We start from the raw sequence: 19,445 nt of genomic DNA, 5'->3' as shown, positions 1-19,445 counted from the left end.
AAAGATAAGTTTTGTAGTAAACACGGCTGTTTTGAACTGACAGAGCGTCAAAATTTTTACCATTTATAAGAGTCAAATGGTCGTTTATAATTTGTTCTTTTATAACGACAAAAAAAGGAAAATAGTATAAATGCTATTTTCCTTTTTTTAACCAATTTAATACTTTGGTCTGTCAATACTTTAGTCTTTTTCACCTTTTATAAATTTTCCTTCTTTAGTAAATTCCAGGTCAATTTTGTTTGTCAGGTCGACATCAAGGTCTTTGTGCCCGTAATCAATGTGCGTGATTTTTTCGTTCGGATAGTTTTTTGCCACATAATCTTTGACGGCTTCCGGAATAAAAGCAGTCGGAATCGGTTTGTCACCACCGTCAACTTCGCGGTATGAGCCGTCTTTCCAAAACTCTACCTCTGTGCCATCTTTAAATTTAACTTCGTATCCTTTTTCTCCGTGTTCAGCATCTTTCTTTGCCACTTCAATTTCAGAATTGCTAAAATGTTTTTTTAGAAAATCCTGTGCAGGCTGTGGCAGTTCTGTGACTGCAATTTTCTTTTGTGCGTTGGCCGATATTGCAAAAACCAGCAATAATGCAGCACTCATGATTTTTATTTTCATGGCTAAAATTTAATGATTATACATACTAATTTACAACATGAGAAAATGTTTACAAATAAATTTAAGAAACCTTTATAATTTAAAACTCTAATATCCAATCATATATAGAGTAATAAACGTCATTTTTATATAAAACCTGAATTGATAAAAACAGGAATTTTTTTTTGGTTCTTATGATTTGAGTCATAAAAAAAAGTTTTAGTACCGTTCTAAATTTGTGAAAGTAAAATTTTGAAGCGCTTTATCATTACTACAATCCACAATTTAAATCCTAATCCTATATAATATCATAAAATGAATACTTATCAAAAAGAGCTTATCAAAGCTACCATTCCAATTTTAAGAGAAAGCGGCGAAGACCTGACCAATTATTTTTATGCCCGAATGTTTAAGGCACATCCCGAATTGCGAAATATGTTCAACATGGGAAATCAGGCCAACGGAAGACAAAAATCGGCTTTGGCAAATGCGGTTCTGGCTTACGCCGAAAATATCGACGACCCGAGCGTTTTAATTGGCGTCTTAAAGGGAATTGGCACCAAACACAGAAGTCTGAATATTCAGCCCGATCAATATAAAATAGTCGGAACACATCTTATTGCTTCTATTGGCGAAGTGGTTGGCAAAGCTGCCACTCCCGAGATTCTCGATGCCTGGACAGTTGCATTTTATCAGCTTGCACAAATTATGATCGATCTAGAAAAGGGATTATATAACGAAAATATAGCAAAACCGGGAAGCTGGAACGGATGGAGAAAATTTGTCATCAAAAAAATTATTGAGGAATCTGCAGAAATTAAATCATTTTATCTTTATCCGGAAGACGGGCTGGCAATTGCCGATTTTCATGCCGGTCAGTTTATAAGTGTTCAGGTTTTTGTTCCTGAATTAAATCTTTTACAACCAAGACAGTATAGTTTATCAAATGCTTCTAATGATGAATATTACAGAATTTCGGTAAAAAGAGAAAGCGGAATTGCGCCAAATCCATCAGGATTGGTTTCTAATACCTTACATTCAAAATCAGAAGGTGATGTAATTTCCATCTCATCTCCTGCAGGATTATTTCATTTAGAAAAAGATTCACAAAATCCTTTGGTATTAATTAGTGGCGGAGTTGGCCTTACCCCTATGCTGAGTATGCTGGAAACAAATTTGAATTCTCTTCAGAACAAAAAAACAATCTGGATTCACGGCTGCAGAAATGAATCGGTTCATGCTTTTAAAAATCAAATTATTGAAATACAGAAAGAAGCAAAACATCTGGAGACTTTTACGTTTTATGATACTGTAGAAGATTATGACGAAACTTCAAACCAAGTCATAAAAGGACGCGTTGATCTTCATAAGTGCAAAGAAGCTATATTACTTGAAGAAGCAAAATTTTATATCTGTGGTCCTGAAATGTTTATAAAAACACAATACGAAGCACTTATTAACCTGAATGTAAATCGGGAAAATATTTTCTATGAAGAGTTTGGCCCGCAACTTATTAATTTGAATTAAGGTAAGATTGCCAGATTATACAAGAAAGAAAACCTTATCCAATTTCTGCAGAATGCCACCATCACATTTTTTATATTTTCAAACAGAAAATAAAGCTGGGCAGCCTTCATATTATGGAGGCTGTCTTTTTTAAACCAATTTTTATTTTAAAGAAAAAATCTAAATATTCCTTTTTTGATATAAAAATATCAGACAAAAGAATATTATTGTCATAAATTAATTTATATCATAAGGATAAAATTATGCTTTTTTCAAACAAAAAAGTTGTTTCACTTTTTATAATACATAAATTTTTATTCAAATAATTTTGAATCGGCATTAATTAATTTGAATTTTACTATTGATATTCTGTAAACGCCACTTTTAACTTAAAACAAAATGAAAACAATCCTTATCAGCGCAATACTGTTTATTGTCTTTTTTTTCGTAGTCAGACAATTCATTTATAAACCTTATATCTGGAAAAGAGCAATCAGCAGTAAAGAACATCAGTTGCAGGAAGGAAGTTTTATTTTCAGCAGTCAAAGGGGTTCTAACGGAAGTCAGAGTTTTACAACACATTATTATGTTTTTAAGGTGATAGAAATCAATGGCGATTATGTGCGCCTTTCTGTAATTAGAAGATTGTCTGAAAGAGATAAACTTGCTGAGGGTGATTTTTCTACAACATCTGCTCATTATAAGCAATTGAAGAAAAGCATAAAAGAAATTTTGATTACACCAATCCTGACCGAAGATTTATACAAAGGCGAAGGTCCAACTTATATGGTTAATGATTATTTGGTGACTAAATATCCTAGTTTAAATAAATCACGTTATTATTATGAAGATATTCAGAAAGACAAGAAAAACAAACCATTGCCTACAGAAACGCTCGAATTGAATTTGTACTTTAATCTGGTTTTTTCTAAAAAGGAAATTATTGAAAACGGAAAACTTACTCCGTGGATTATGAATAATAGTCTGAAAAATGCGCCTGAAATTGCAGATGGTCTTTCTCAAAAAATAGATTTGATACTCAATTAGGAAATTTTCAATTCTAATTTTATCAGTAAATACAATAGTTAAGGCTGAAAGAAAAATAAAATAAAAAAAAATATACTTTTTTTGTCCAATTCTAAAAGTTCGGTTGTCATTAGGGTATAACATTTAAATTATACAACATGGAAACGAGAATTAATTTATTCGAAAAAGGTCAAAAAGCATTAGCCCCATTATTTGGAATTACTGGTTATTTGAAAAAAACAACACTTGAAAAATCTCTTTTAGATTTAGTAGACTTCAGGGTATCACAAATTAACAATTGCGCGTTTTGTTTGGATATGCACTCAAAAGAAGCTTTGGCTCACGGCGAAGATATCCAACGCTTATTAGGTATTAGTGCCTGGAAAGAAACTCCTTATTTTACACAACGTGAGCGAGTTGCTCTTGCCTGGGCAGAAGCAGTGACGGCTTGTGATGTTCCGGATGATATTTACAATCTTGCGCATGCTGAATTTTCTGATGAAGAATTGATTGATCTTACACTTGTAGTTACAACAATTAATACATGGAATCGTTTTAACCTTGCTTTTCCTAATACTCCCGGAACTTACAGAGTGGGACAATTTGGTTAAATCATAAACGGCTGTTTTTATTCGGTAAAACATTAAATTTATAACGGGATAAAAGCAGCTTTTTTCTTTTAAAATGCAATTTGATAACGTATTAAACATAAAAAAATGAATGAATTTTTATTAATTTTCAGAAGAGATTTTATATCAAAAGAAGCACAGCCTTCTCCGGAAGAATTGCAGCAGCATTTACAGCAATGGCAAAACTGGTTTGGCGGTCTGGCTGCTCAGGATAAACTAGCAAGACCTTTGCAGCGTTGGGACGGTCAGGGAAAACTGGTTAGTACTAAAGGAATCACAGACGGTCCTTTTGTAGAAATTAAAGAATCTATTGGAGGTCTGGTCATTGTAAAAGCCAACAATTATGATGAAGCCGTGGAAATTGCACAAGGATGCCCAATTTTGAATTTTGGCGGAAACGTAGAAATCAGAATGGCAATGTAAAATTTTAAGTTCCAATTTTTTAAAATTCCAAATTCCAATTCTCAACATACTTTGTTAGCACACAAAATGAAGTCAAAAGCTTTACAAGTTTTGTAAAAAAATCTGCTTAGCTGTATAACAGTTAAAATTGGAATTTGGAATTTGAATTTTAAAAATTGAAATATTTAGGACTAATTCTATGGAGAACAAAGAACTTATACCCAACTTGTTTAGAACCGAGTATCAAAAAATAGTTTCAGTTCTTTGCAGCTTATTTGGTATTCATCATATCGAAATTGCCGAAGATATTGTGAGTGATACTTTTCTGGCAGCTTCAGAAACCTGGGCTATAAAAGGAACTCCGGAAAATCCAACTGCATGGCTGTATACAGTAGCCAAAAATAAAACTAAAAATTACCTGAAGAGAAATACTGTTTTTGAAACTAAGATTGTTAGCGAAATCAAATATAATTCGCCATTAAATAATCCTGAAATAGACATCGATTTATCAGAACAGAATATTGCAGATAGTCAGCTTGCCATGATATTTACGGTTTGCAATCCGTGTAATTCTGATGAAGCACAGATTGCACTGGCACTTAATTTACTTTGTGGCTTCGGGATAAGTGAAATTGTGGATGCTTTTCTTTCGAACAAAGAGGTCATTTATAAAAGAATCAATCGTGCTAAGGAAAAACTTAAGGAAGAAAATATCAAAATACAAAATCCCAGCAGTTCTGAAATAAAAAACAGAATGCAGACGGTTCTCAAAACTATTTACCTTTTGTATTCAGAAGGATACTACTCTACTTCTCAAAATACTACTTTGCGAAAAGATCTTTGCGCAGAAGCCATGCGTCTTACTTTTCTATTGATTCAGAACAAAAACACCAATCTGCCGGAAACCAATGCCTTGATGGCATTAATGTGTTTCCATTCTTCCAGATTTGAAGCCAGAACATCAGCAAACGGAGAAATTATTTTGTATGAAGATCAGGATCAATCACTTTGGAATAAAGAATTAACAGACAGAGGAACTTATTTTCTGAGTCAGTCCTCAACCGGAAACAAGCTTTCTAAATACCACCTCGAAGCGGGAATTGCGTATTGGCATACCATCAAAGAAGATACTATCGAAAAATGGGAACGCATTCTGGAATTGTACAATAACCTTATTATTTTAGAATATTCTCCAATTGTTGCTTTAAACAGAACCTATGCTTTATCTAAAGTTAAAGGCAAAAAAGAAGCTATTGCCGAGGCTGAAAAACTCAACTTAACTGATAATCATTTCTATTATTCCCTTCTTGGAAATTTATATGCTGATTTTGATAAACAAAAAGCTTTAGAAGTACTGGCAATTGCTTTTGACTTAGCCAAAACAACATCAGACAAAAATATAATTCGCAAAAATATTGAGCATCTCAGCCAAAAATAAGTAATAAATACAACATCATTGTTAATTTTTTACAATTTCATTTAAATCCTCGCATTGGTAGGAATTCATGGGAAATCACTCAAAAAAGTGTTTATTTTTTTTTAAACAGCTGTTAAATCTTTAATAAAAGCTAATAAAATATTTTGCAGGAAAACGTATATTTGAGTAAACAGAATATATTTTATCGTGCAAGAACAAACAAAATCACATAGTTTTATTTTTCCAAAATCTTCTACGGGAGTTGACGGACTGGATGAGATCACTAATGGAGGATTTCCAAAAGGAAGACCTACATTAATCTGTGGCGGTGCCGGTTGCGGAAAAACTTTGTTATCAATGCAATTCCTTATAAAAGGAATTACTGAGCATAACGAACCCGGAGTTTTCATGTCTTTTGAAGAACCCTCCGATGACCTTACTTTGAATGTAAAATCTCTTGGCTTTGACCTCGAAAAACTTAAAAAGAGTAAAAAATTAATTGTCGATCATGTCAGAGTCGAAAGATCTGAAATAGAAGAAGCGGGTGAATATGATCTTGATGGACTTTTTATAAGATTAGGACATGCCATAGATTCTATCAAAGCAAAACGTGTTGTTTTGGATACTATCGAATCTTTATTTGCAGGACTTGATAATCAGGCAATACTACGGGCTGAATTAAGAAGATTATTTAGCTGGCTGAAACAAAAAGGTGTAACAGCAATTATCACCGGAGAACGTGGAGAAGCTACTCTGACCCGTCAGGGACTGGAAGAGTATGTTTCTGATTGCGTAATTGTTCTGGATCACCGTGTAACAGAACAGGTTTCTACCAGAAGGCTCCGAATTGTAAAATACAGAGGTTCTACTCATGGTACAAACGAATATCCGTTTCTTATTGATGAAAATGGTATTTCGGTACTTCCAATTACCTCCTTAAAATTAAACAACGAAGTTTCTTCTGATGTTGTTTCTTCAGGATTAGCAGGATTAGACGGAATGTTCGAGGGGGGTGGATTTTACCGCGGGAGTAATATTCTGGTATCCGGAACGGCAGGAACCGCCAAGACTACAATTGCCTGTTATTTTGCAACTCAGCAATGCAAAAATAAGGAGAAAACAGTCTATTTTGCTTTTGAGGAATCCCCGCAGCAATTAGTTCGAAATATGAAATCGGTTGGCGTAGATCTGCAAAAGTTTCTGGATAACGGTACTTTACAGATTCATTCGTCAAGGCCTTCACTTAATGGTCTTGAACTTCATTTGCTTACTCTTCGAAAATTAATTAAGGAGTTTAAACCAACTACAATAATCATTGATCCTATCAGTAATTTGATCTCTGTAGGAAGTGAACACGAAGTAAAGTCAATGTTGGTGAGGCTTATAGATATGCTAAAAGTGAACAATATTACGGCACTTTTTACGTCTTTAAATAAACAAACTGAAAATTTCAGGCCTGATCTTGCAGAAGAATCTGTATCTTCATTAGTAGATACCTGGATTACGGTACGTGATATGGAAGGAATCGGAGAGCGAAACCGAGGGGTTTTTATCATAAAATCAAGAGGTATGGGACACTCTAATCAGGTAAGGGAATTTATTATTACAAACAATGGAATTGAATTACTGGATGTAGAATTAGGCCCGCAGGGAATACTGACAGGTTCAGCGAGAAAGTCATACCAATTCAAAAAAACCATTTCGGATATTAAGCTCCAAAATGAGATTAGCCGAAAAGACAGGGAAATTGAGCGCAAGCGTAGAGTTTTGCAAGCGAATATAGAAGCACTTAGAAATGAATTTGAATCTGCTGAAGAAGAACTAAGTATTCTGAAAGCGACAGAATTACTACAGGAAAAATTGTCTTCTAACAGAAAAAAAGAGTAGTATGAAAAAAGAAGTTGTAGCCGAATGGCAGTTACTGCTGTATATAGCAGGACAAACGCCAAAATCAATAAGGGCACTGGAAAACATAAAGAAATATGCAGAGGAATATCTGGCAGGAAAATACAGTATCGAAATTATCGATTTGCTGAAAAATCCGCAATTGGCAGAAGGCGACCAGATTTTGGCTGTCCCTACTTTGGTCAGAAAATTTCCTGAGCCAATCCGTAAAATTATCGGTGATCTTTCTAATGAAGAAAGAGTGCTTGTCGGACTTAATATCAAACCAGTAAAGTCATAAAAAATGGATAACTCATCTGATGATTCAAGTACGTCCAAACATAAGTTTACGCTTTTTATTGCCGGAATGTCTGTCAAATCAGGACATGCAATAGAAAATTTACGCAGGATATGCGATCAATATTTTCAAGGCAATTACGAGCTGGAAATCATAGACATAAGCCGTGATAAAAAGCAGGCGTTTACACATCAAATTGTTGCTGTTCCGACACTAATAAAGATAAGTCCGGAACCAAAAAGAGTCATCATAGGTGACTTATCAGACAGAGAGAAGGTTTTAAGAATTTTAAATATAGAGGAATAAATTTGGAGGATAAAAATTTATATATCGAATCCTTATTAGCAGAAATAGCATCTTTAAAAGAGGAACTATACGAATCAAATGGTATTGTTGACGCTATTAAACAAGGAGATGTAGATGCGTTGGTATTAAATAATAATGGGGTTGCCCAGCTTTATTCATTAGAAACTGCAGACTACACCTTTAGGCTCCTGATTGAAAAATTCGGACAGGGCGCCCTGAGCATTTCCAGAAATGGCCTGATATTATACTGTAACGATTATTTTGCAAAACTTGTAGGTGCGCCTTCAGAAAAAATAATCGGAAACTATTTGTATGAGTATTTCAATAATGAAAAAAACTTTGTTTCGCTTATAGAGGCTCTTAAATATGGTGTTACTACACATGAAATTGTTTTTAATACCAATGATGAGAGAAAAACTTTTCCTGCTTACATTGCCCTGACAGATCTTGAGCCTTCTGTACAGGGAATTGGTGTTATCATAACAGATTTGACAGAAAAGAAAAAACATGAAGATGCCTTAATTCATCATCAAAAAGAGCTCGAGGAAAAACTAAATGAACTAAACAGGATTAACAAAAATCTGGGAGAGTTTATACACGTAATATCTCATGATCTTAAAGAGCCACTGAGAAAAATAGTAATGTACAGCCAAAGAATAAATGCCGAAAAAATGGCCGTAGATGATGCCAAAGCTATGAATGTAATGAAATTATCGGCAGTACGGTTAAATTCTCTTGTTGACGATTTGGTTAGTTATTCTTCTCATACTGTTCAGGAAGAACTTACTAAGGTAAATCTGGCCGAAATAATTTCTGAAGTAAAAGAAGACCTTGAAATCATAATAACAGATAAAAAAGCAGATATCCAAGTTGGAAAATTACCTGTTCTGCGCGCTTCTAAAGTGCAAATGCGACAGCTATTTTCTAACCTTATTTCAAATGCCATTAAATACAGCAAAGAATCCGTTCCTCCTGTTATCCAGATTTTTCAAATTGGTGATTTTGACATAGAAAGCCCTGATCAGAACCATAAATTTGTGCAGATTAAAATTAAAGATAATGGTATAGGCATGGAAGAAAGCCATCTTACCAAAATTTTTACCATTTTTCAGCGTTTACATGCTAAGAACGAATACTCAGGAAATGGAATTGGTCTTGCAATCTGTAAAAAAATAATGGAAAATCATTCGGGGTATATAACTGTCGAAAGTAAACTTCACGAAGGCACTACATTTAATCTATATTTCTCAATATAATAAAAATGCAAAAAATGAACCTACATATAATTATTGCAGAAGATGATATTGATGATGCAGATATCATCTGCGCAGCTTTCAATAAGAATCCGCATTTTAATAAAGTTAGTCTTGTAACAAACGGCGAAGAACTTTTGAATTACTTAAAAGACCCTGCAAAAGACACGCCCGATGTAATTCTTACCGACATCAACATGCCCTTAAAAGACGGAATCGAAGCCTTACAGGAAATTTTGAATACCGATGAAATTAAGCATCTTCCCTGCTTTGTATATTCCACCAGTATAAATCCGGCGTACAAAGAAAAATGCGATCAGCTGGGTGTAAAAGCATACCTGATTAAACCTTATTCTATAGAAGGTTTTGAGGAAATTCCGAAAAACATTTTAAAAATCGTTGAAACAGAAATTGCGGTATGTGAAAAACCATAATTTTTTTGGAATCTGATTATAAAAAACTGTGATTCCCGGTTCTTTTGAACCCAATTGCAAATGTTCCGGCTGTGCAAACGGCTATAAAACAGGCTGCTGTGGTTATTAAATTTACTTTGAAAAAACAACCCAACATAAAAACTCAAAAAGGGGAATAGTAACAGACTATTCCCCTTTTTCTTTCTAATATTCAAAAAAATGTACCTGTTACAAAAGTGCCTCTACATAATTTGTGATCTGAGAAGCGGTTTGAGAATTAAAAGAAGATTGTACTAATTGTACTTTTCAAAATATCCCAATGCTCCTTCATAACGCAGGCCAAATTTAGAACACAACCCAAACTATTGTAATTGAGCAAGAGCACTACAAGATGTTTAAATGCCGTTTTGCATTTAAAATAAGTCATACGGAGCAAATAATAATCAAAACGGCATAAATAATAATTGATATTATGATACTAAAAAACATATCATACATTTGTCTCAGCCAACAACCAAAAACCAAACCACGTGAACCCAAAATTCCGTTTAATCTGTTTCTTATTATTTATTCTTACTCACGGAATATCTAATGCTCAGAATGTTCAGATCGACAGTTTAAAAAACGCATTGCGCATTACTAAAACGGATACCCTAAAGGTTAATCAGTACAACCAGCTGGCAGATTTATACAAAGAGATTGATCCCGATTCTACATTATTTTTTGCCAATAAGGCGACGGTTCTCAGCACAAAAAACGATTATCGTTTTGGTCTGGCTTCAGCAAATATCAATAAAGGAAATGCTTCTATAATATTGGGAAATTATGCAGTGGCACTTAAGTATTTTACCACTGCTAAAAGCGAATATGAAGTTGTCTTGCAGCAGCACAAAAACACAAAACAAGCAACCAGGGGCCTTGCTCGTGCGTATGCAAGTTCGGGAGTAGTTTACTCCGAACAAAGTAATCATACACTGGCACTTGAGAATTATGAAAAAGCATTAGCACACTATCAGAAAATAAAGGAACAGAAAAGTGTTTCCAAAGTATTAATAAACATCGGAATACTTTATAAATCTCAACAAAACTATCCCAAAGCACTTTACTATCTTGAAGAGGCCTATAAAATACAATTGCCTCTGCAGGAAGAAAATGCACCAATGACACTTACCAATATAGGTGCAATATATTTTGAACTTGGCGAATATAAAAATGCGATTCAATATTATAAAAAAGCAAAAACAGGGTATGAAAAAAACAACAATAAACGCGGTTTTGCCTTGCTGAATAATTATTTGGGAAACTATTATAAAAAGCAAAACAACAAAGCCCTGGCACTTGAATATTATCAGAAATCATTAGACGCATACGAAGAAATCCAGAATAAATTTGGGGCTTCGCTCGCCCTGCACAGTATTGGATTATTACTGCAGGAAGAACAAAAATATAATGAAGCGCTTACTTATGCGAACAAATCGTTGTTGTATGCAAAAGAAATTGATGTACTGGACCAGACTTTTCATTCTGAGAAACTAGTAAGTGAATTGTATGAATCTTTAAACGATCCAAAAGCGGCACTCGAGCATTATAAAAATTATATCACCGCCCGCGACAGCATCAACAATAAGGAAACCAATAAAAAATTTGCTGAGGCTGAGATGAATTATGAATTTAAAAAGAAAGAAGCCCTGCTTTCTGAAGAACATAAAAGACAAATTCAGCTGGTGATTTTTTCCATCTTTGGCGGATTATTACTCATCGTTTTAAGTTTGGTTATTTACAACAGAATGCAGGTAAAACGCCGGCTGACATTAAAAAAAGAAGTTGCCGAATACGAACAGAAAGCGTTGCATTTGCAAATGAATCCGCATTTTGTTTTTAACTGCCTGAGTTCGATTTCCAGTTTTATTGTTCAGAACGGAACTGATTCGGCTTTAAAATACCTCTCCAAGTTTTCTAAACTAATGCGGCTTACGCTTGAATATTCCAAAGGTTCACTTATACCAATTGACAAGGAAATAGAAAGCTTACAGAATTATCTGGAACTGGAGCAGCTTCGTTTTGATGATAAGTTTGCTTTTGAAATTGAATCTACAGAAAATGTAGAATTTAATATGGGATTGCCACCACTGCTTATTCAGCCTTTTGTAGAAAATGCCATCCTTCACGGCATGGTGCCAAAAGAAGGAAAAGGAAAAATTAGCGTCAATTTTGATGTACAGAAAGAACAGCTTGTCTGCACTATTACCGATGACGGAATTGGTTTTTCCGAATCCAAAATTTTAAAAGAAAACTCTGTTACAGCACACCAGTCTATGGCATTGGCGATTACCAAAAAACGTTTGAAGATTATGGAATCCATCACTTCCAAATCGGCAAAAATTGAGATTATCGAATTAAATTCTGAGCAACAAAAATCGGGCACAAAAGTGACATTGTACCTTCCAATTCAATACATACCATAATACCAAAATAAATGATAACAGCATTATTAATCGACGACGACAAGCACTTAAGAACTGGTTTGAAAGCACTTTTGGAACGTTATACCAATGATATTTTTATTGTTGGCGAAGCAGAGAGTGTAAAAACAGGAATTGTTGCCATAGAGAAATTACGCCCGCAGGTTATTTTTCTTGACATTCATCTGACAGACGGAACCGGTTTTGATATTCTGGAACGATTATCAAAAGTAAACGGAAAAATAAAAGCGCACGTGGTTTTTATTACAGCTCACGAACAATATGCTTTAAAAGCGTTTAAATTCAGCGCTTTAGATTTTATTTTAAAACCTGTTGATCCCGAAGAACTGCAACTTACAATGACCAAAATAAAGGAAGCTGTCGGGAAAAACAATTCATTTGAAAACATCGATTTACTGTTGGAAAATATCCGAAAGAAAGTAGATAATTTCAAAAGAATCGCATTGTCAACCAGTGACGGAATTCATTTGTTTGAAGTTTCGGATATCATTCGCTGCGAAGCCAAAATTAACTATACTCAGTTTTTTATCAAAAATCATAAACCGGTATTGATTTCCAAAACGCTGAAAGAATATGAAGAATTATTGGCAGAACATGGTTTCGAACGCATTCATCAGTCTCATTTGATCAATTTATCCTATTTAAAATCGTATATCAAAACCGATGGCGGCTATGTAATTATGGCTGATAACGCTAATATTCCTATTGCTCAGAGCAAAAAAGAAAAATTACAGGAACTCATTAATTCACTTTAAAAAAATCCCCACAAATTCTAACGAATACTCAAAACCAGCTTATTATGAGAAAAAAATTACTCTTAATGGTATTGCTTTTTACCGGAATGGTAAATGCGCAGACACTCACTTTTACTGATCCTACCTTCAAAGCGATGCTGGTAAATGGCGGCGCAAATAATTTTACAGCTTCTTCCGGCGGTGTTCCCGTAACGAGAATTGATACCAACTTTGACAATCAGATCCAGGTTTCTGAAGCGGCTCTAATTGACAGACTCTGGATAGACGGGGCTAATGCAACACAGGTTACTAATATTCAAGGAATTGAAGGTTTTACAAACCTGACAGACTTAGGGTTCAGAGAGATTAGTGTTACAAACATTAATCTGGCTGCCATGCCAAATCTGGAAACATTTTTTTGTAAAAGCCCGACATTGGTTTCTGCAACGATTTCAGGTTTTAACTCTTTAAATACACTTACTATTCAGGAAAGTCCATTAATGACAGCATTAAATATTTCTAATTGTCCGGCTTTGTCTGTAATTATAGCACAGCACAACAGTGTTTTTACTACACTAAATGTTAGTAATCTAACTGGCTTAGAACAAATATATCTGGAAGATAACCAACTTACTTCTGTAGATTTTACAAGTTGTCCTAATCTGGATTTTTTTAATATTGTAAATAATAAAATTACAACTATTGATGTTTCCGGTTTAACGAAATTAACGGGTATTAGCATCACAGACAATCCAACTCTTACTGCAATAAACGCTGCTGGCTGTACCTTACTTGATATTCCTGCGTCTACTTTTGCTCAGAACCATGAAATCACAACTGCTGATTTCTCTAATTGTGCAAGTTTAAAAAGGCTGGATATGCCAGATAATAAATTAACTTCCTTAAATCTCTCCGGTTGCAGTGCCTTGACACAGTTTAATGCAGATAACAATAATCTGCCGCTTATCAATCTTTCAGGCTGTACTTCTCTTATTAGAGCCGAGGCTTACAATAACAAACTTACCGCTTTGGATTTGAGCGATTCACCAAATCTTACAGAACTGATAGTAAATAACAATCAGATTTCGAATCTAAATGTTACGGGCTGCATTAATCTGGAAACGGTTACATTGCGCGTAAACGAAATTCCTTCATTAAATCTTTCTGGCTATACACATCTAAAAGTACTTGATCTGGAAGATAATCCAACTACACTATTAAATCTTGCGGGCTGTAGTGCTTTAACAAATTTAAGTATATCAAATACGACTATTGCCAATGCAGATTTTTCTAATTGTACTGCTTTGACTTCAATTTCAAATACAAGCAGTTTATTAGCATCAATCAATGTACAGGGCTGTACGGCTCTTAGTTTGTTTTCGATTTCGGGAACTGTCCCGCAAAAGATGCCTATTACTGCTCTAAACCTTGCCGGACTTACTGCATTAAAACAATTTAATTGTGGTTATAGTAATGTTACTGCCATAGATTTTTCTGGCTGTTCGGGCTTAATTAGTTTGTTCTGCACTAATACACCCGTAACAACACTGGATTTTTCAGATTCTCCCAATATTGAAGTTTTAAATCTTAGCAACACACAATTAAAAAGCATTGATATTTCTAATCTCACAAACTTTCAGGCACTGTCGGCAAATGATGTTCCAACGCTTGAAACTGTTTTCGCAAAAAACGGGAAAAACGAAAGCCTGTTTTTTACTGCAACAAATACTGCTCTTAAATTTGTTTGTCAGGACGATGCTGATATAGCTGCTACCAAAACCTATTTGGGCAGTTTAGGATTATCAAATACAGTGGTTAATTCTTATTGTACTTTTACTCCGGGCGGAAGTTACAATACTATCACCGGCACCATTTCTTTTGACCTTACTAATAACGGTTGTGATGCCTCAGATGCCAAACAACCCAATGTAAAAGTGGGTATTAATGACGGAACAATACAAAGCGAAACTTTTACCCACACAAACGGAAAGTATACCTATTATACAGATTCAGGAAATTTTAATATTACGCCACATCTGGAAAATCCAACATTATTTACAATTTCTCCGGTAAACGCATTATTTACTTTTCCCGATAATAACAATCATGTTTCAGTACAGGATTTTTGTATCACTGCAGCAGGATCTCAAAGCGATGTCGAAATTGTAATTGCGCCAATTGCTCCTGCAAAACCGGGTTTTATGGCCTGGTATCAAATTACAATCAAAAACAAAGGAAACCAAGCTGTTAGCGGAAGCTTGAATTTTACGTACAACCAAAACCTTTTGCATTACGGTCTTGCAACTTTAGCCCCTGCCATACAAACTCCGGGTGTATTAGGCTGGAATTACACAAACTTACTTCCTTTTGAAAGCAAAAGTTATTATGTTGGTTTAAATGTAAATACGCCTGTACAGGTTCCGCCGGCAAATCTGGGAGATGTCCTGATTTTTACTGCAACAGTAAATCCTGTTTCGGGAGACTTTAATCCTGCAGACAATGTGTTCAATTACAGTGAAGTTGTCGTAGGTTCTTTTGATCCGAATGATATTACCTGTCTGGAAGGAGAAAGTGTTTCTCCGAGTACAATTGGTGATTATCTGCATTACATCGTAAATTTTGAAAATACCGGAACAGCAGATGCCGAAAATGTAGTGGTAAAAATCATTATTGACGAAAGCAAATATGACATCAATTCATTGCAGTTAATAAGCTCTTCTCACCCATCTCAGGCAACTGTTCATGGAAATGTAGCCGAATTTACTTTTGCGAAAATTAATCTTAGGACAGCAAAAGATCCTCCTGTTGGCGGTCACGGAAATGTTTTGTTCAAAATCAAAACGTCTTCAAGTCTTGTGACGGGTGACCATGTTGACAAGGAAGCTGAAATCTATTTTGATTATAATGCACCTATTGAAACTGAAAAAGCAGAGACTATCTTCAAATCATTGGGAGTTAAGGATCATGAAGTGGACAAAAGTGTTGCTTTATATCCAAACCCAACCAGTGGAAATGTAAATATCAATTCTGATACTACCATAAAAAGCATTGAGTTATTTGATGTTCAGGGAAGAATTCTTCAGACTGTGATCGAAGATAACAATAGTGCACAAATTGATATTTCGAATAAAGCAAATGGTCTTTATTTTATCAGAATTACGACTGAGGCTGGTGTCAAAGTAGAAAAACTGATTAAAAAATAATGCTAAAAAAACCTAAGAGATAAATTTAGGACATACTTATTCTCTTTCAAAAGCCTTCTGAATTAAACGATTTAAGAAGGCTTTTTTGTTTTTAGTACCAAACCCCAAATGTAGTATTATGAGCTTTTAATATCAAAATGATTCATCATGATACCTTCTTTAAAACATACAAATCCCCTGATTACAATTTAATTAATGAAATTTGTTACCTAATATTTACTTAAACTAACTATTTGACCATGCACAAAAAAATACATTATTTATTTGCTGCAACCTTGTTGGCATCTTGTTCTGTAAAACAATACCAGAGCATAGATAACGGCATTATTGTAAGCGTAAAGCAAAACAGTACAACTGATGTTCAGAAAGTACGCATTCAGGTTTTACAGGACGAATTGATTCACGTTTCTGCAACGCCCGATGCCGAATTCAAAAAAGATTCATCGCTGATTATTGTTGCCGGAAAATCTAAAGTTCCGTATAAAGTAGAAACTAATGTTGCCGATTCTATTTCGGTAATAACATCAAAATTAAAAGTGATGGTTTCTAAGGTAAATGGCGGAATCAACTTTAAAGACAAAGATGGCAAAACAATTTTGGCCGAAAAATCAGGAGGAGGAAGAAATTTTACCCCGATTGAAGTAGAAGGCACAAAAGGCTATACCGTTCGTCAGATTTTTGATTCACCTGCCGACGAAGCATTTCACGGATTGGGACAGCATCAGGCAGATGAGTTTAATTATAAAGGCAAAAATGAAGAGTTGTTTCAATACAACACCAAAGTTTCTGTGCCTTTTATAGTTTCAAACAAAAACTACGGTGTTTTGTGGGACAGTTATTCGCTGAGCCGTTTTGGCGAAAGCCGTCCGTACGCGCAATTGAACACAGTATTTAAATTATATGATAAAAAAGGAAATCCGGGTGCTCTAACCGGAACTTATATTTCTAATGCAAAAGATGTACAAAATATCGAGCGCAAAGAAGAATCCATATTTTTTGAAGATATCAAAAGCATTAAAAAACTGCCGCAAAATTTCCCTTTAAAAAATGCAAATGTTACATATGAAGGAGAAATTGAAGCGCCGGAAAGCGGTACATACAAATTTACTTTGTACTACGCCGGTTATGTAAAAGTGTACTTAAATAACGAATTGGTAGTTCCTGAACGCTGGAGAACAGCCTGGAATCCTAATAGTTTTAAATTCGCACTTCCGCTGGAAGCAGGAAAACGTGTACCGTTGAGAATAGAATGGAAACCTGACGGCGGAACTTCTTATTGTGGTTTGCGTGTGCTTACACCACAGCCGGCAGAAGAAAAAAACAATCAGGTATGGTGGAGTGAAATGACACAAAAAATCGATTACTATTTTGTTCACGGAAATTCTGCAGATGAAGTAATTAAAGGATATCGCACCCTTACGGGAAAATCTCAGATTATGCCAAAATGGGCAATGGGATACTGGCAAAGCCGCGAAAGATATAAAACCCAGGATGAAATTGTTGGGAATTTAAAAGAGTTCAGAAAACGTAAATTTCCTATTGATAACATTGTTCTGGACTGGAATTACTGGGAAGAAGATTCGTGGGGAAGCCACCAATTTGACAAAAAACGTTTTCCAAATCCGCAGGGAATGGTAGATTCTATTCATGCTCTGAATGCCAAAATGATGATTTCGGTGTGGCCTAAGTTTTATAAAACGACCGAACATTTTAAAGAATTTGATGAAAAAGGCTGGATGTACCAACAAGCAATCAAAGATAATGTTCGTGACTGGGTTGGTCCTGGTTATGTAGGTTCTTTTTATGATGCTTACTCCGGCGGGGCAAGAAAATTATTCTGGAAACAGATTTATGATAATCTATACCCTCTGAAAATAGATGCGTGGTGGATGGATGCCAGCGAACCAAATGTATTGGACTGTACCGATATGGATTATCGCAAGGCATTGTGCGGACCTACTGCTTTAGGCTCTTCTACAGAGTTTTTTAACACATATGCATTAATGAATGCAGAAGCAATTTATGACGGACAACGCAGCGTTGAGCCAAATAAAAGAGTGTTTTTATTGACACGTTCGGGATTTGCAGGTTTGCAGCGTTATTCTACCGCAACCTGGAGTGGTGATATTGCAACACGCTGGGAAGATATGAAAGCTCAGATTTCTGCCGGACTTAATTTTGCCGTAAGCGGGATTCCGTACTGGACAATGGATATTGGCGGTTTTTGCGTAGAAGACAGATATGTTGGCGGACAACAGCAATATGACAAAAACGGACAGGAAAATGCTGATTACAAAGAATGGAGAGAATTAAACACACGCTGGTTTCAGTTTGGTGCTTTTGCTCCTTTATACAGAGCGCACGGACAGTTTCCGTACCGTGAACCGTGGAATATAGCGCCGGATACACATCCTGCTTACAAATCAATTTTGTATTATACCAACCTGCGTTACCGATTAATGCCGTATATCTATACGATGGCCGGAATGACTTATTTTGAAGATTATACCATCATGAGGCCTTTGTTTATGGATTTTGCAGCAGATAAAAAAGTGCAGAATGTAAGCGATCAGTTTATGTTTGGGCCATCCTTTATGGTTTGTCCGGTTTACAAATACGAAGCGCGTAACCGTAATGTATATTTCCCGGAAGGAACAAACTGGTTTGATTTCTACACAGGCCGTTACATCACCGGAGGTCAGCAGGTAAATGTAGATGCCCCTTATGAGCACATTCCGTTGTTCATTCGCGAAGGCGCAATTATTCCGGTTGGACCAGAAATACAATACACTACAGAGAAACCGGCTGACAAAATTGTTCTTTATGTTTATATGGGACAAGATGGTAAATTTACTTTGTATGAAGATGAAAATGAAAACTATAATTACGAAAAAGGAAGTTTTGCCAATATCGCTTTCAATTATAATGAAGCTGCCGGAACATTGACCATTGGTGATCAAAAAGGTAAATTTGACGGAATGATTAAAAACCGAAAATTTGTAATTGTACCCGTAAGTAAAAATAAACCGCAAGCTTTTGATTATGAGGCCAAAGGAAAAGAAGTCACTTATAACGGTCAGCAGCAGATTATTCAGTTGAAATAATTTTAAAAAGAGGTTTATACTAAAAATATAAACCTCTCTTTGTTTTGAAACTATTTATAACTAAACCTACAAGGTTTTGGAAACCTTGTAGGTTATAATACTGTTCCTGCAAGGTTTTAAAACCTTGTAGGTATAAATTTAATCACCCCCGATTAAAAAAGATCAGATGCCCAACTATACATACAGTTTCTCA

General features: G+C 35.1%; 15 protein-coding genes. 14 read left to right on the top strand and 1 reads right to left on the bottom strand.

Going from position 1 to position 19,445, the window contains the following annotated elements; translation table 11 throughout:
- Window positions 1-180: 180 nt before the first annotated feature.
- Entirely contained in the window at window positions 181-615 is a 435-nt protein-coding gene (locus JOD96_RS01330; protein WP_209562469.1) for a PepSY-like domain-containing protein, read from the bottom strand.
- A 294-nt stretch (window positions 616-909) separates the two neighbouring features.
- Here JOD96_RS01330 and hmpA point away from each other — a divergent pair, with 294 nt between their 5' ends.
- The 14 genes from hmpA to JOD96_RS01260 all read left to right on the top strand — a co-directional run bounded on the left by hmpA (window position 910) and on the right by JOD96_RS01260 (window position 19,252).
- Window positions 910-2,121, top strand: a complete 1,212-nt coding sequence (gene hmpA, locus JOD96_RS01325; protein ID WP_209562468.1) for an NO-inducible flavohemoprotein — start codon at window positions 910-912, stop codon at window positions 2,119-2,121.
- Between the two features lie 378 nt (window positions 2,122-2,499).
- The gene (locus JOD96_RS01320; RefSeq protein WP_209562467.1) at window positions 2,500-3,147 is read left to right on the top strand and encodes a hypothetical protein; all 648 of its coding nucleotides are present in this window, start codon (window positions 2,500-2,502) and stop codon (window positions 3,145-3,147) included.
- 137 nt (window positions 3,148-3,284) lie between these two features.
- Entirely contained in the window at window positions 3,285-3,737 is a 453-nt protein-coding gene (locus JOD96_RS01315) for a carboxymuconolactone decarboxylase family protein (protein ID WP_209562466.1), read from the top strand.
- Between the two features lie 105 nt (window positions 3,738-3,842).
- Entirely contained in the window at window positions 3,843-4,178 is a 336-nt protein-coding gene (locus tag JOD96_RS01310; protein ID WP_209562465.1) for a YciI family protein, read from the top strand.
- Between the two features lie 178 nt (window positions 4,179-4,356).
- Window positions 4,357-5,595 (top strand): RNA polymerase sigma factor, encoded by a 1,239-nt coding sequence (locus tag JOD96_RS01305; RefSeq protein WP_209562464.1) that lies wholly within the window; start codon window positions 4,357-4,359, stop codon window positions 5,593-5,595.
- A gap of 186 nt (window positions 5,596-5,781) precedes the next feature.
- Window positions 5,782-7,461 carry a circadian clock protein KaiC gene (gene kaiC / locus JOD96_RS01300; protein ID WP_209562463.1) on the top strand — a complete coding sequence of 560 codons (1,680 nt, stop codon included), beginning with the start codon at window positions 5,782-5,784 and terminating at the stop codon, window positions 7,459-7,461.
- Window position 7,462: 1 nt separating this feature from the next.
- The gene (locus tag JOD96_RS01295; protein ID WP_209562462.1) at window positions 7,463-7,759 is read left to right on the top strand and encodes a circadian clock KaiB family protein; all 297 of its coding nucleotides are present in this window, start codon (window positions 7,463-7,465) and stop codon (window positions 7,757-7,759) included.
- 3 nt (window positions 7,760-7,762) lie between these two features.
- Window positions 7,763-8,062, top strand: a complete 300-nt coding sequence (locus tag JOD96_RS01290; protein WP_209562461.1) for a circadian clock KaiB family protein — start codon at window positions 7,763-7,765, stop codon at window positions 8,060-8,062.
- Between the two features lie 2 nt (window positions 8,063-8,064).
- Entirely contained in the window at window positions 8,065-9,318 is a 1,254-nt protein-coding gene (locus JOD96_RS01285) for a sensor histidine kinase (RefSeq protein WP_209562460.1), read from the top strand.
- Between the two features lie 14 nt (window positions 9,319-9,332).
- On the top strand, window positions 9,333-9,749 hold the full coding sequence (locus JOD96_RS01280; RefSeq protein WP_245188314.1) for a response regulator: 417 nt from the start codon (window positions 9,333-9,335) through the stop codon (window positions 9,747-9,749).
- 509 nt (window positions 9,750-10,258) lie between these two features.
- Window positions 10,259-12,193, top strand: a complete 1,935-nt coding sequence (locus JOD96_RS01275) for a tetratricopeptide repeat protein (RefSeq protein ID WP_209562458.1) — start codon at window positions 10,259-10,261, stop codon at window positions 12,191-12,193.
- An 11-nt stretch (window positions 12,194-12,204) separates the two neighbouring features.
- Entirely contained in the window at window positions 12,205-12,966 is a 762-nt protein-coding gene (locus JOD96_RS01270; RefSeq protein WP_209562457.1) for a LytR/AlgR family response regulator transcription factor, read from the top strand.
- 44 nt (window positions 12,967-13,010) lie between these two features.
- The gene (locus JOD96_RS01265; RefSeq protein ID WP_209562456.1) at window positions 13,011-16,148 is read left to right on the top strand and encodes a T9SS type A sorting domain-containing protein; all 3,138 of its coding nucleotides are present in this window, start codon (window positions 13,011-13,013) and stop codon (window positions 16,146-16,148) included.
- Between the two features lie 239 nt (window positions 16,149-16,387).
- Window positions 16,388-19,252 carry a TIM-barrel domain-containing protein gene (locus JOD96_RS01260; RefSeq protein WP_209562455.1) on the top strand — a complete coding sequence of 955 codons (2,865 nt, stop codon included), beginning with the start codon at window positions 16,388-16,390 and terminating at the stop codon, window positions 19,250-19,252.
- Window positions 19,253-19,445 lie beyond the last annotated feature (193 nt).

Source organism: Flavobacterium sp. 1355 (assembly GCF_017833415.1).
Lineage (GTDB): Bacteria > Bacteroidota > Bacteroidia > Flavobacteriales > Flavobacteriaceae > Flavobacterium.
Note: the sequence above shows the minus strand (reverse complement) of the source record. Positions and strands in the feature narration are given on the sequence as shown.

Excerpts from the sequence above, each read along its gene's own strand:
- JOD96_RS01330 (WP_209562469.1), bottom strand. The coding sequence starts at position 615 with ATGAAAATAAAAATCATGAGTGCTGCATTATTGCTGGTTTTTGCAATA.
- hmpA (WP_209562468.1), top strand. The coding sequence starts at position 910 with ATGAATACTTATCAAAAAGAGCTTATCAAAGCTACCATTCCAATTTTA.
- JOD96_RS01320 (WP_209562467.1), top strand. The coding sequence starts at position 2,500 with ATGAAAACAATCCTTATCAGCGCAATACTGTTTATTGTCTTTTTTTTC.
- JOD96_RS01315 (WP_209562466.1), top strand. The coding sequence starts at position 3,285 with ATGGAAACGAGAATTAATTTATTCGAAAAAGGTCAAAAAGCATTAGCC.
- JOD96_RS01310 (WP_209562465.1), top strand. The coding sequence starts at position 3,843 with ATGAATGAATTTTTATTAATTTTCAGAAGAGATTTTATATCAAAAGAA.
- JOD96_RS01305 (WP_209562464.1), top strand. The coding sequence starts at position 4,357 with ATGGAGAACAAAGAACTTATACCCAACTTGTTTAGAACCGAGTATCAA.
- JOD96_RS01295 (WP_209562462.1), top strand. The coding sequence starts at position 7,463 with ATGAAAAAAGAAGTTGTAGCCGAATGGCAGTTACTGCTGTATATAGCA.
- JOD96_RS01290 (WP_209562461.1), top strand. The coding sequence starts at position 7,763 with ATGGATAACTCATCTGATGATTCAAGTACGTCCAAACATAAGTTTACG.
- JOD96_RS01280 (WP_245188314.1), top strand. The coding sequence starts at position 9,333 with ATGAACCTACATATAATTATTGCAGAAGATGATATTGATGATGCAGAT.
- JOD96_RS01270 (WP_209562457.1), top strand. The coding sequence starts at position 12,205 with ATGATAACAGCATTATTAATCGACGACGACAAGCACTTAAGAACTGGT.
- JOD96_RS01265 (WP_209562456.1), top strand. The coding sequence starts at position 13,011 with ATGAGAAAAAAATTACTCTTAATGGTATTGCTTTTTACCGGAATGGTA.
- JOD96_RS01260 (WP_209562455.1), top strand. The coding sequence starts at position 16,388 with ATGCACAAAAAAATACATTATTTATTTGCTGCAACCTTGTTGGCATCT.